10 protein-coding genes and 1 tRNA gene are annotated in these 12,943 nt (G+C 67.2%); 6 read left to right on the top strand and 5 right to left on the bottom strand.

The features are described 5' to 3' along the window. Positions 1-249 precede the first annotated feature (249 nt). From J0X25_RS30310 to J0X25_RS30335, 6 genes are all read left to right on the top strand, one after another. Entirely contained in the window at positions 250-3,543 is a 3,294-nt protein-coding gene (locus J0X25_RS30310; protein ID WP_425600916.1) for a nitric-oxide reductase large subunit, read from the top strand. 71 nt (positions 3,544-3,614) lie between these two features. Further along, a complete protein-coding gene (locus tag J0X25_RS30315) occupies positions 3,615-3,881 on the top strand; it encodes an HAH_0734 family protein (protein WP_207287641.1) in 267 nt (88 codons plus the stop codon). A 322-nt stretch (positions 3,882-4,203) separates the two neighbouring features. Then, positions 4,204-4,650: a GtrA family protein gene (locus J0X25_RS30320; protein WP_207290897.1), complete on the top strand. Its 447-nt coding sequence runs from the start codon at positions 4,204-4,206 to the stop codon at positions 4,648-4,650. Positions 4,651-4,716: 66 nt separating this feature from the next. Beyond that, positions 4,717-4,791, top strand: a tRNA-Met gene (locus tag J0X25_RS30325). Between the two features lie 447 nt (positions 4,792-5,238). Then, positions 5,239-6,987 carry an ABC transporter substrate-binding protein gene (locus tag J0X25_RS30330; protein WP_225896651.1) on the top strand — a complete coding sequence of 583 codons (1,749 nt, stop codon included), beginning with the start codon at positions 5,239-5,241 and terminating at the stop codon, positions 6,985-6,987. Then, complete coding sequence (locus J0X25_RS30335) at positions 6,977-7,927, top strand: phosphatase PAP2 family protein (RefSeq protein WP_207287642.1); 951 nt, start codon at positions 6,977-6,979, stop codon at positions 7,925-7,927. The genes J0X25_RS30330 and J0X25_RS30335 overlap by 11 nt, the downstream gene beginning before the upstream one ends. Positions 7,928-7,999: 72 nt before the next feature. Here J0X25_RS30335 and J0X25_RS30340 read toward each other — a convergent pair whose 3' ends face one another. Genes J0X25_RS30340 through J0X25_RS30360 form a run of 5 tightly spaced genes read right to left on the bottom strand, consistent with a single transcriptional unit; the run spans position 8,000 to position 12,920 of the window. Further along, positions 8,000-8,527, bottom strand: coding sequence for a DUF7974 family protein (locus J0X25_RS30340; protein ID WP_207287643.1), 528 nt, complete (start codon positions 8,525-8,527; stop codon positions 8,000-8,002). A 22-nt stretch (positions 8,528-8,549) separates the two neighbouring features. Beyond that, on the bottom strand, positions 8,550-9,902 hold the full coding sequence (locus tag J0X25_RS30345; RefSeq protein WP_207287644.1) for an ABC transporter ATP-binding protein: 1,353 nt from the start codon (positions 9,900-9,902) through the stop codon (positions 8,550-8,552). Continuing rightward, a complete protein-coding gene (locus tag J0X25_RS30350) occupies positions 9,899-10,942 on the bottom strand; it encodes an ABC transporter ATP-binding protein (protein ID WP_207287645.1) in 1,044 nt (347 codons plus the stop codon). The genes J0X25_RS30345 and J0X25_RS30350 overlap by 4 nt, the downstream gene beginning before the upstream one ends. Before the next feature lie 2 nt (positions 10,943-10,944). Further along, positions 10,945-11,973 carry an ABC transporter permease gene (locus J0X25_RS30355; RefSeq protein WP_207287646.1) on the bottom strand — a complete coding sequence of 343 codons (1,029 nt, stop codon included), beginning with the start codon at positions 11,971-11,973 and terminating at the stop codon, positions 10,945-10,947. Further along, positions 11,970-12,920, bottom strand: coding sequence for an ABC transporter permease (locus tag J0X25_RS30360; protein ID WP_207287647.1), 951 nt, complete (start codon positions 12,918-12,920; stop codon positions 11,970-11,972). The genes J0X25_RS30355 and J0X25_RS30360 overlap by 4 nt, the downstream gene beginning before the upstream one ends. Positions 12,921-12,943 lie beyond the last annotated feature (23 nt).

The following is a 12,943-nucleotide window of genomic DNA, read 5'->3' on the forward strand; positions in this document are numbered from 1 at the left end:
AAGGCAGGGGCGTTTAAAACCCGTTTGGTTCGTCGCCGGCGGGCGATCGGCGGATCGCGATCCGTCCGATGGCGGAGTCGCGAACTCGTCGATCGATAGGGGGATCGTGGTTTCGTCGGCTGATAGCGGAGTCGCGATCACCATCCGGGTGATAAGTCACCGGCGACTGACGTGTGTACCATTACCACGGAATCTGCTCACTGTTACCGTTGCAAACGGATGTGACAGAAAGAAATGGGTCTCAGGAGCGTGTTATCAGAGACGGATGGGCGCCGGGATCCGACCGGCTACGTAACCGAGCGACTCGAGTCGGGTGCCGAGACCGTCGGCGACCGCTTCGCGCAGGTCTGCGAGACGGCGAGCGAGCGGGCGACGGCCGTCACCGAGCGGGCCGTCGACGAACTGTGCGAGCGCGCGTTCGACCGGAGCGCCGACGCGTTGCTCGAGGAATCGACGCTCGGCGGGGGTGGCGGGACCCTCGACTCCGGTCCGAACGACCCCCTCGATCGTGCGCTCGAGAACTTCCTCCGGCGGTACGGCCTCGACGAGAATCGGCTGGACGACCGGACGCTCGAGGCGATCCGGACCCGGCTGTCGGCCGCCGGCGCGGACGCGGACGCGGCCGAACTGCTCGAGCGGGTCCTGAGCGAGCGCTCGACCGCGTCGGACGACAACGACCGCGACTCGAGCGCGGCCTCGGCCGCAGGTACGGCTGCGGAAGCGGACGGCGACGCCGCCCACTCGAGCGACGATCCGCTCGCCGAGGCCCGTTCGCGACTCCGCACACGATTCGACGAGACGGCTGATCGACCGATCGCCGGGCTGCTCGCGGACGTCCTCGAGCGCGACGCCGTGGTCGCCGGACATCAACTCGAGCGCGTGCTCACCGAAGAACTGCCGGCGCTCGTGGCGGAACTGGAGGCCGAGATGGCGGACCTGGACACCTCTAGCGGGACGCCCTCGAGCGCGAAGTCGTCGGGTCCAGCGGCCGCGGGCACACGATCGTTCGATGCGGCCGCGTGCGCGAGCGACGGATCCGCCGCCGGCCGAGAAAACCGCGTCCCGTCGGGGCGCCTCGGCCCGGCGATCGCGGCGGCCGTCGCGGCGACGACGCTGCTCCCGGACGGCGAGGGCGTCGATCCCGCGGTCGGAGAGGTGGCGACGAGCCTCTTGCAGGTGAGCGACGGCGCCAGCGGCGTGCCGATCGACCGACTCCTCGGCGAACTGGTGCCGTTACTGGTGCAGACGGGCGCGGAGAGCGACCTCGGCTTCGACGCGCTGCGCTCGAGATCGACCGGATCGCTGGCGCTCGTTGGCCTGTTCGTCGCCAACCTCGCGGCGATGTCGCTGGGCGCCTGGCTCTCCCGGAAGAAGGCGCCGCCGATCCCCGACGAGATCCGCGGCCCGGACGGGACGACCGTCGTGACCGACGAGCAGGTCCAGCGGGGGAAGAAGGCGTTCCAGGCTAACGGCCTCATGAATCAGGGGTCGGTCCTGGGTAACGGCTCGTACTTCGGGGTCGATCTGACGGCCGATGCGCTCGACCTGAAAGCCGAGTACATGCGGGAGTACTACGCCCGCCAGCGCGGGGCCGACTCGTTCGACTCCCTCGCGGACGACGACCGGGCGGCCATCGAGCGGCGCGTGGAGAACGAATTCGACGCCGACGCGCCCGAGGGGTCGATCGCCCGCTACTCGGCGGCGGAAGTGTACGCCCACGGGCAGATCCGGAACGAGTACGTCGACCGCTACTACGGCGGTTCCCCCGAGCGCGGGATCCCGCAGGGGTACGTCGACTCGCCGGAGGCGGCCGCCCGAATCGCCGACTTCGCGTGCTGGACGGCGTGGATGGCCCACACCGATCGCCCCGATTCGAACCACTCCTACACGAACGACTGGCCGTACGTGCCCGCGGCCGGGAACCGACCCACCGGACAGGTCGTCGTCTGGAGCACGATCAGCGTCGTCCTGCTCATCGCCGGCGCCGGGTTCGGCGTCTGGGCCTACCACTCCTTCGACGTCGCCGAACCGACGACGGAACTCGTCGACGTCCCCTCGCCCGATTCGGTCTCGGTGACGCCGAGCCAGTACGCCGCGGCGCGGTACGTCCCCGTCGCCGGCGCGCTGTTCGTCGCGCAGGCCCTCGTCGGCGCCTATCTGGCCCACTACTACGTCGAGCGCACCGGCTTCTACGGCCTCGAGGAAACCCTCGGGATCGACCTCGTCTCGCTGGTGCCGTTCTCGCTGGGCCGCACCTGGCACGTCAACCTCGGCATCCTCTGGATCACGACGCTCTGGCTCGCGGGCGGGCTCTTCCTGCCGGGGCTGTTCAGCGAGCGCGATCCGCCCTGGCAGGCCGCGGGGGCGACCGCGCTGCTGGGCGCGCTCGTCGCCATCACGGTCGGCGCGTTCGCGGGCGTCTGGCTCGGCACCCGCGGCGCGTTCGGCTCGCCCGGGAGCGGCGAGAGCGACGGCGACCTCTGGTGGTGGCTCGGGAGCGAGGGCCTCGAGTACCTCGAGGTCGGCCGGGTCTGGAAACTCGGGCTGCTGGCCGGCTTCGCCGCCTGGACCGGGCTGGTCCTCCGCGGCGTCCGCCAACTCGACGAACCGTCGACCGGGCTCGGCCACTTCATGACCTACGCGGGCGGTTCGATCGCGCTCATGTTCGGCGCGAGCATGCTCTACACGCCCGAGACGAACATGGCGGTCACGGAGTTCTGGCGCTGGTGGGTCGTCCACATGTGGGTCGAGGGCGTCTTCGAGTTCTTCGTCACCGCCGTGATCTCCGCCGCGCTGGTGTCGATGGACCTGATCGAGAAGCCCGACGCCGAGAAGGCCATCCTCTTCGAGGTGTTCGCGATCATGGCGGCGGGCATCGTCGGCGTCTCCCACCACTACTGGTGGGTCGGCCTGCCGGACAAGTGGGTGCCCATCGGGACGACGTTCTCGACGCTCGAGTTCGTCCCGCTCGTCTTCGTCCTCTACCGGAGCCTCGGCGAGTACCGCTCGCTGCGGGCCCAGGGCGAGGAGTTCCCCTACACGCTGCCGCTGCTCTTTATCGTCGGCTCGAGCGTCTGGAACTTCGTCGGCGGCGGGGTGCTCGGCTTCTTCGTCAACCTGCCGCTGATCAACTACTACGAGCACGGCACCTACCTGACCGTCGCCCACGCCCACACGTCGATGTTCGGCGCGTTCGGCCTGCTCGCGCTCGGGCTGGGAACCTACATCCTGCGGGTCGTGACTCCCGAATCGGCGTGGAATCCGTCGTGGTTCCGCGGCGCGTTCTGGCTGACCAACATCGGACTCACCGTCATGACCGTCGCGTCGCTGCTCCCCGTCGGCTTCCTGCAGTTGCAGACCGCCTACCAGGAGGGGTACGCGACCGCGCGCAGCCTCGAGTTCTACGAACGGGATCGCGTCCAGACGCTGCTCTGGGCCCGCACCCTCGGCGACACGCCGATGATCCTCGGAGCGCTGGCGTTTACCGCCGCGACGGTTCGCCACCTCTGGGCCGCGCGCCGGAACCGAGTCGCGGCCGGCTGACGGCCCGCTGCTCCCGGTTCCCCGGCCCGGACTCCGAAGCGCTTAATCCGCTCTCGAGAGAAGTCGCCGGCATGAAGCGGCTCATCATCCACGGCGACCCCGGGATCCGGAAGGGGGCCATCATCGATTACGCCGGCGAAGAAGTCGTCTGCTTCGGGATCAACCGCAACGGCGAGTGGCACGGCCCCGAGGAGGTCCAGCTGTGGTGTACCGTGGGCACCGAAGACGAGTACGGGGACTACGAGAAGCGCAACTACACGCCGCACTTCCTCGACGTGGATCGCGTCGACGCCGACGCCGTCGACGTCGTCCGCGCGAAGGGCGATCTCGCCGTCTGAGTCGACCCGACCTCGCCGTCTACGTCGACCCGACGGCCGGCGATCGGCGATCGGCGGTCGATCCTCTCCCGACGGACGACTCCGAATTCTTTTGTGTTCTCGCTCGATACCGTCTCGGTCACGCACAGATGGACGGATCACACCGACGATCGGTCGACGTCGCTTGGGAAATCCGGACTCGAGGCGGCCGCGTCGATCGGACTCGCGGCGAGTCGGGGTCGCGAGAGGACCGCAACACCAATACTGGAGCGCCAGCCAGTGGTCGATACGCCCGTGTGGACGTCGAATAATGGCGACGGACGAACGTTTCCCCGAACCGACGATGAGTGAGTCGTTCACCGAGGCCGTCAGAACCCGGGTTCGCGCGTTGCTCTCGACGGCCCGGTTTAGCCAGTTCGCCGGCGTCGGGATCGTCGGCGGGACCGTCGACATCGTGGGCCTCGCGATCTTAGTCGACGTCTTTGGAATCTGGTATCTGGTGGCGAAGGCCGTCTCGTGGGAGCTGTCGATCGTGGTCATCTTCGCGATCAACGAGCACTGGACCTTCGCGAACTACGGTGCGATGACGCCACGAGCGCTCGCGCGGCGGTTTCTGCGCTCGAACGCGGTCCGGTTCGCCGGCTTTCTCGTCACGCTGACGGTACTCGGCGTTCTGGTCATCCGGTACGACGTCTGGTATCTGGTTGCGAACGTGATCGGTATCGTAGTCGGCTTCTTCGTCAACTACACGTGCGAGAGCCTCTACACGTGGAAGGTTCACCACGAGTAACGGGAGAAACCACCATACGGTAGCGGAATCATAACCCTTAACTAGGGCACGCGGGTACTGTCTGGTAGCGGGATGGGATAGCCAGGAGATTCCGGCGGGCTCATAACCCGCAGATCGGTAGTTCAAATCTACCTCCCGCTATACTTTTGCCGCGAGCAAATCCGCGAGCGGCAGGTATCGCACGGTGGTAGTTTGAACCAGACAGCGCTCGATCGGAGCGAGAGTGCTGGCGTGGTTCAAATCTACCTCCCGCTACTTTTCGACGCGAACAATATCGAGGAACGGAGTGACGAGTGTCGTGAGCGTCGAAAATACGCCGAGTAGATTTGAAGTAGACGACGAGGGAGCGAAGCGACCGAAGTCGGCGTAGTTCAGATCTACCTCCCACAATTCCAATCTACCGCCCGCTACTTTTCGACGCGAACAATACCGGGGTTCGTCGACGCCGCTCGAGACGCACCGAACACCGATCGAGTCGGCGTCTCTCATTCTCTGACACGATGGTGGTTCGCAAAATTGTTATATTCGTAACGCTGTATTCGACTAGTACTCCTGATGGCTCCCCCGCCGGAACAGTCGGACAGCCGAGTGAGTCGGCGAGCAGCGCTTGCAGCCGGAAGTACCGGCATCGCCGGTTCGCTGGCCGGGTGTATGGATCGGATCGAGCGGCTCATCACCGGCACGGCGGACGATCAGCTCACGATAACCCTCCAAACGCTTCCGACCGACAACGATCGTCAGGCGATTCAGATCGCCAGACGCCTCGAGAAGCATCTCAACGCGGTCGGCATCAACGTCCGGCTGGAGCCGCGGGCCTATCCCGAGTTACTGCGGTCGGTCTTGCTCGAGCACGACTTCGATTGTTATATCAGCTGCTATCCGGGCGGTCACGATCCCGAGTACCTCTACGAGACGTTTCACTCCTCGTTCGCTCCCGAGGCGGGCTGGCAGAACCCGTTCGGATTCGTCGATTCCGAGACCGACGAGTTGCTCGAGCGACAGCGCTCGACGTCGAACGGGGACCGGGAGGAAGCGGTCGGGGAGGTACTCGATCGACTGGCACAAACGCATCCGATCGTACCGATCTGCATCCCCGAGGAGCGTCGACTCGTCAGAACTGACCGGTTCGACGGCTGGAACGAGTCTCATCTCGGAACTCGACTCGGCTTCGTCGGGCTCGAACCGAACGAGGAGGCGTTCGAGGACGAAGTCCTCCTGATCGCGGTCATAACCGACTCGCGTCCCACTAGAAACCTCAACCCCCTGGCCGCGCCGTATCGGTCTCAGGGCGCGTTCGTCGATCTGTTGTACGACTCGCTGGCGACCGAAGACGACGGCGAGATCCGCCCGTGGCTCGCCGACGCCTGGGACTGGGACGACTCGACCGCGACGGTCACGCTCAGGCCGGACTGCCGATTCCACGACGGCGAACCGGTCACCGCTGCCGACGTCGAGTTCACCTACGAGTTTCTGGCCGACACCACACTCGGCGCCGGCAACGGGTCGTCGCCGGCGCCGAGGTACCGCGGGCAGGTAGACGCGATCCGAACGGTCACGGTCGTCGACGATCGGACCGTCCGAATTCGAGTCGATTCGAGCACCGACGTCGCCGAACAGTCGTTCACGGTACCGATCCTCCCGGAACACGTCTGGAGGTCCGCCGTCGAACGTCGCCTCGAGCGCGGCGTCGAACCCACGCAGGGGACGTGGGAGGTCGTCACCACCGACGAGATCGATCCGATCGGTAGCGGCCCGTTCGCGCTCGCCGAGCAGGAACCGCGCTCGCACGTTCGATTCGATCGGTTCGACGACCACTTCACCCGACGCGGTTACGTCGACCTCCCGGAACCGAGCGTCGACGGCATCGTCTTCAACGTCGAGCCGAACAGTGGCTCGGCCGTCACTCAACTCGAGGCGGGAAACGCCGACATGACGGCATCGGTTCTCGGCGCCGAGAGAGTCGACTCGCTTCCGTCGAATCTCGAACTCGTCGAATCGAAACCGCGGACGTTCTACTACCTCGGATTCAACGTCAGGAATTCGCCGTTCAGCAATTTCCACTTCCGCCGGATCGTCGCGCGGTTGATCGACAGGGAGTCGACCGTCGAAGACGTGTTCAACGGGCTGGCGACGCCGACCGTCGCCCCGGTTTCCACCGAGTGGATCCCCGACGAACTCGAGTGGGACGGAGAAGCACCATACGCGCCCTTTTTCCGCGACGAGACGCATAGTGATGATACGGGAGAACTCGACGTGGAACGGGCGAAGCGAGCATTCGAGCAGCACGGTTTCCAGTACGACAAAAACGGAGAATACATCGTAGATAATGCTCATTGAACTGCTCACGCAGGTGGCAGTAGTTACCGTGCTCCTGTTCGCCGTGTTCGTTCCCGTCTGTATCGGCCGCCGCCGGCTCCGAGCGACGCGACTCGAGTGGCGACGTCGGGTCCGACAGGCCGCGCCCGTCTCGAGCGTCGTGGTCGTCGTGTTACTCGTGAACCGGATAACCCGCCAACGCCTCCCCGAACTCTCCTGGGCGCTCGATTGGAATCTGACGCCGACGTTTTACGCCATCGAAGGGGAGGCGGTCCTCTGGTTCCAGACGTTCGCGAGTCAGACGCTGACGCAGTTCTTTTCGTTCGTCTACATCTTCGGCTACGTCTTCATCCTGATCTTTCCCGTGATCGCGTACTTCGCGCTGTCGGACACGCGCCCGCTCAGGGAACTGCTGTCCGCGTACGCGCTCAACTACCTGATCGGACTGCTCCTCTACCTGCTGGTGATCGCCTACGGGCCGCGAAACGTCATGCCCACCGCCATCGATACGATGCTGTACGATTTCCGCCCGCAGTATCAGTATCTCACGCGCCAGGTCAATCACAACACCAACGTCTTTCCGTCGTTGCACACCTCGCTGTCGGCGACGATCGCGATATTCGCCTATCGAACCCGGCGGGAGTATCCGATCTGGTTCGTCGTCGCGGTGCCGCTGGCGGCGAGCATCGCCGTCTCGACGATGTATCTCGGCATCCACTGGGCGATCGACGTCGTCGCGGGCGTCGGGCTGGCGGCCGTCACGGTGGTCGCCGCAGAGCGACTCGTCGGCCGGTGGTCGCTCGCCGAGGATTTCGGTATCGAAATCGACGAGTACGCGGCTCGAACCCGACGGCTCGTCGAGACGATCGTCCCGATCGACGCGTCTTCGGCCACCGGAACCGACGACTACGACGAGGACGACGAGACTTGCGTCGAGAGCGCCGATTCGCGGACGGACTGATGACCGCGACGAACTCCCCTCGGCTGGCCGTCCGGCGGTGATCGCGTCGAGAGCGCGACGTCACCGGTCGCCTCACTCCCGAATTTCGATCCCCGTAGCGGCGACCAGCCCGCGGTCGGCGGCGTCGGCGCGATTGATCCGGACCGCGATCGTGTAGCGGCCGGGGTCGACGGGGTTCCACTCGGACTCGCTGACGCGGATGCGCTGGGCCCACTCGCGGCTGAATCGCTTGCGCTCGCTTCGGGCGAAGGAGAAGGCGGCGGATCGGTCGGGAACGGCCCGCGGGACTCGAGTCGCCGCCTCGATCCCGTCGACGGCCCACGTCCAGCGCTCGGGGGAGTCGGTTCGCAGTCGGATCGGGAACGGGAGTCGGTTGCGGAACTCGATCCCGATGGCGACCGACTGCCCCGGGCGGTAGACGTCGCGGTCCGTGGTCACGGTGACGTCGATCGCCCGGGTGCGAAGCGCGACCGGCGCGAACGCGTGGCTGAACGCGTCCCAGTCGATCGCGCGCCGGGCGTTCTCGTCGTCGCTCGCCGCTGGGGCGAACGGATCGTCCGCGTCGCGCTCGAGCGCGCGCGAGTCGTAGATTCGTTTCATCGCGGTCTGGATTCGAGTAGCGTCATCGCTGTCTCGGTTCGGATCGGTCCGGCAGATGCTCGGCGTACGCGTCGTCGAAGCGGTGGCAGGCGATCGGATGGCCGTCACCGTCAGCGTCCTCGTCACCATTCTTATCACCGTCACCGTGGGTCTCGAGGTCCGGTCGGTCGGTCTCGCAGGGCGTCGAGAACGCGGCCGCGAGTCGCTCCCGTGCGGCGTCGACGTCGCCGGCGGCCGCCGCCTCGAGCGCGTTCGAGAGCGCGTCGTCGGCGGCTTCGTCGCGGAGTTCCGCCGGGATGTCGAACGCCTCGCGGATCGCTGCGGGGCGGTCCTCGGCGGCCGCCGGATCGGGCGACACCGACTCGAGCCCCGCGAGAACGTCGGTATCGCCATCGGCGTCGGCGAGTCGCTGCCGCAGGGAGAGCACGCCCCGAAACGTCTCGGGATCGAGGTCGTACTCCGCGGGCGGGACGGGGATCGGACAGCGAGTGTGGAACCGACAGCCCGAGGGGGGATCGGCCGGCGAGGGGACGTCCCCCTCGAGGACGATCCGATCGCCGTCCCACAGCGGATCGGGTTCTGGAATCGCCGAGCGCAGGGCGGCCGTGTAGGGGTGGACGTCGCCGGCGAACAGGTCCTCGGTCGGCCCGATTTCGACGATATCGCCGAGGTACATCACCGCGACGCGGTCGGCGACGTGCTCGATGACCGAGAGATCGTGGGCGATGAGGAGGTAGGTCAATCCGAACTCCGCCTGCAGGTCCTCGAGCAGGTTGAGCAACTGAGCTTGGACCGAGACGTCCAGCGCGGAGACCGGCTCGTCGAGCACGATGAACTCCGGTTCGACGGCCAGCGCGCGGGCCAGACCGATGCGCTGGCGCTGGCCGCCGGAGAACTCGTGGGGGTACCGGGTCGCGTGGCTCGCCCGCAGCCCGACGGTCTCGAGCAGTTCGGCGACCCGCTCCTCGCGGTCCTCGGGGGGGACGATCTCGTGGACCGCGAGGGGTTCGCCGACGATGTCGGCGACCGGAAGCTGCGGGTTCAGGCTCTCCAGCGGGTCCTGAAAGACGTACTGGACGTCAGTCCGCAGTGACCGGAGGTCGGCCCTCGAGCGGTCGGTCACCTCGGTCCCGCGGTAGGTAACCGAGCCGGCGGTCGGTTCCGTGAGCCGCAGCAGCGAGCGGGCGAGGGAACTCTTCCCGCAGCCGCTCTCGCCGACCAGTCCGAGCGTCTCGCCCTCGTCGATCTCGAGGTCGACGCCGTCGACGGCCGTGACCTCCTGGACGGTGCCCAGCAGTCGGTCGAGGAAGCCGTCGGCGGTCGTATACCGCTTCTCGAGCCCCTCGATCCGGAGAAGGGGGTCGCGATCGCTCACTCGTCGTCACCCCTGACGGTGACCGCGTAGTCGAGGCCCGCCTCGAGGTCGCCGGTGTACTCGTGGCAGGCCGCGAGGTGGGCGTCCGGGTCGGCGTCCGCCGCGTCGACGCCCGTTTCGGCGTCGAGCAGCGCCGGGTCGCGCAGCGTGCAGACCTCCTCGGCGTACGGACACCGCGGGTGGAATCGACAGCCGGTCGGCACCTGGACGAGGTCGGGCATCGTCCCCGGAATCGCCGGGAGGCGGTCGCGGTCGTCGCCGATCCGCGGAATCGAGGCCATGAGCCCGACCGTGTAGGGGTGTTTGGGATCGTAGTACAGCTCTTCGACCGTCGCCCGTTCGACGGCCCGCCCGGCGTACATGACCAGCACGCGGTCGCACCGCTCGGCGACGACGCCCAGGTCGTGGGTGACCAACTGGATCGCCGTCTCGAACTCCGCGGCGAGGTCCTCGAGCAACTCGAGGATCTGGGCTTCGATGGTGACGTCCAGCCCCGTCGTCGGTTCGTCGCAGACGAGCAAGTCGGGGTCGCAGGACAGCGCCATCGCGATCACGGCCCGCTGTTGCATCCCGCCGGAGAACTCGTGGGGGTAGTCAGAATAGCGGCGCTCCGCGTCGGGGATGCCCACGCGCTCGAGGAGGTCGATCGCCCGCTCGCGGGCCGCGGCGTCGGTGACGTCCCGGTGGGCCCGGACCGCCTCGGCGATCTGCTCGCCGACGGTGTAGACGGGGTTGAGCGCCGCGCCGGCGTCCTGAAACACCATCGCGATCTCGTTGCCCCGGAGGTCGCGGAGGGCTTCGTCGGTGCACTCGAGTACGTTCCGGCCCTTGAACCGGATCTCGCCCTCGACGATCTCGCCCGGACCGTCGATCAACCGCAGTAACGAGAGACTCGCGACGCTCTTGCCGGCGCCGCTCTCGCCGACGATGCCGAGCGTCTCCCCGCGTTCGATCTCGTAGCTGAGGCCGTCGACCGCGCGGACGACGCCGTCCTCGGCGTAAAACTGGACGACGAGATCCTCGACCTCGAGCAGCGCCACGGTTATCGCACCCTCCGGGTTGCCGTCTCGCCGTGGGGATCGATCGCGTCGGCGATGCCGTCGCCGACGAGGTTGACCGCCATCACGAACAGGAAGATCGCGAGGCCGGGAAACGCCGTCGCGTGCCAGTGGCCGTTGGCGATCGCCGTGCGACTCCCCGAGAGCATCGCGCCCCACTCGGCCGTGCTGGGATCGAGTCCGAGGCCGAGGAAACCCAGCGCCGCGGCCGCGAGCACGACCGTACCGACGTTGAGGGTCGCCTGCACGATGACGGGCGCGATCGCGTTGGGGACGACGTGTCTGGCGATGACGATCCGATCGGGCGACCCCAGCGCCTTCGCGGCCGTGACGTACTCGCGTTCCCTGACCGAGAGAATCTCGCCGCGCAGCAGGCGGGCGTAGCCGATCCAGCCGGTGAGCACGAGCGCGGCGACGATGTTCCAGTAGCCCCGCCCGAGCACGGAGACGATCCCGATCGCGAGCACGAGAAACGGGAACGCGTAGAGCGTATCGACGGTTCGCATGACGAGTTCGTCGATCCAGCCGCCGAAGTAGCCGGCGATCGCCCCCAGCGGGACGCCGACGAGCACGGCGAGCGCGACGGCGACGACGCCGATACTGAGGCTGAATCGGCCGCCGACGAGGACGCGCGAGAACAGATCGCGCCCCGCCCAGTCGGTCCCGAACGGGTGGGAAAGCGACGGCCCGGCGTTTGCGGGACCGACGTAGACCGCGCTCGGATCGTACGGCGCCAGCGCGAACGGCTGGAGGGTGATCGTGTACCCCATCGTCGACACCTCGATCGGTCGCGCGAAAATCGCCACGACCGCGAGCACCGCGACGATCCCGAGGCCGAGCACGGCCGTTCGGTTCGACCGGAACCGGCGCCAGGCGTCCTCGAGGCGGCTCCGGGTCGGTGGCTCCCGCTCGTCCGCCCAGACGTCGACGGTGCGGTCGGCGGCGACGGCCTCGCCGAACCCTTCGATTCGAATGCGGCCCCGTTCCGGCGTCGATCGATCGTCTCCCGTCATGAGTGTCTGATTCGCGGATCGAGGTAGGAGTAGGCGATATCGACGAGCAGGTTCGCGAGGACCACCGAAACGGCGATCACGAGGACGCCCGCTTGTACGACCGGGACGTCCCGCCGATTGATCGCGTCGACCAGCAGTCGGCCCATGCCGGGCCAGGAGAACACCTGTTCGACGACGACCGCACCGTCGACGAGCACGGCGATCTGGAGTCCCGCGACGGTCACGACGGCGATCAGGGAGTTCCGGAGGACGTGTTTCCAGATGACCGTCCGCTCGCGGAGCCCCTTCGCGCGTGCGGTGCGGACGTACTCGGCGTTCAGTTCCCGGAGCATCGACGAGCGCAACAGGCGCGCGACGAGCGCGGCGGTGGCCGTGCCCAGCGTGATCGTCGGCAACACCAGAAACCACAGCGTGTCCGCACTGAGAAGGGGTGCGTCCGGAGGAATGACCGGGACCCACTCGAGGTGGACGCCGAAGACGAACAGGAGGAGCAAGCCGAGCCAGAAGTTCGGCGTCGCGATGCCGGCGAGGGCCGCGACGCGACTGACCTCGTCGGCGGTGTCGCCCCGGTTGACGGCCGCGACGACCCCCGCCGGAATCCCGATCGCCAGCGAGAGCACCCACGCCGCGCCGCCCAGCAAGAGCGTGTAGGGGAGCCGATCCGTGATCGTCGCCCCGACGTCGCGGCCGGTGACCGGCGATTCCCCGAACTCGAGGGTGATCGCGTCGGCCAGCCACAGCAGATACTGTTCCCAGAGCGGACGATCGAGGTTGTACTCGGCGCGCAACGACTCCCTGACCGCCGGATCGACCCGCTGGAATCCGGTGACGACGTCGATCGGATCGCCCGGCGAGACGTGGAGCAACGAGAAGGTGAGCGCCGTCACACCCACCAGTACCGGGACCGTCACCAGCACCCGCTTGCCGACGTCGTTCGCGAGGGACATGGGCACCGAACGTACTCGCAGAT

Origin of the sequence: Haloterrigena alkaliphila, assembly GCF_017352155.2 — an archaeon.
Taxonomy (GTDB): domain Archaea; phylum Halobacteriota; class Halobacteria; order Halobacteriales; family Natrialbaceae; genus Haloterrigena; species Haloterrigena alkaliphila.

Excerpts from the sequence above, each read along its gene's own strand:
- J0X25_RS30315 (WP_207287641.1), top strand. The coding sequence starts at position 3,615 with ATGAAGCGGCTCATCATCCACGGCGACCCCGGGATCCGGAAGGGGGCC.
- J0X25_RS30320 (WP_207290897.1), top strand. The coding sequence starts at position 4,204 with ATGAGTGAGTCGTTCACCGAGGCCGTCAGAACCCGGGTTCGCGCGTTG.
- J0X25_RS30335 (WP_207287642.1), top strand. The coding sequence starts at position 6,977 with ATGCTCATTGAACTGCTCACGCAGGTGGCAGTAGTTACCGTGCTCCTG.
- J0X25_RS30340 (WP_207287643.1), bottom strand. The coding sequence starts at position 8,527 with ATGAAACGAATCTACGACTCGCGCGCGCTCGAGCGCGACGCGGACGAT.
- J0X25_RS30355 (WP_207287646.1), bottom strand. The coding sequence starts at position 11,973 with ATGACGGGAGACGATCGATCGACGCCGGAACGGGGCCGCATTCGAATC.
- J0X25_RS30360 (WP_207287647.1), bottom strand. The coding sequence starts at position 12,920 with ATGTCCCTCGCGAACGACGTCGGCAAGCGGGTGCTGGTGACGGTCCCG.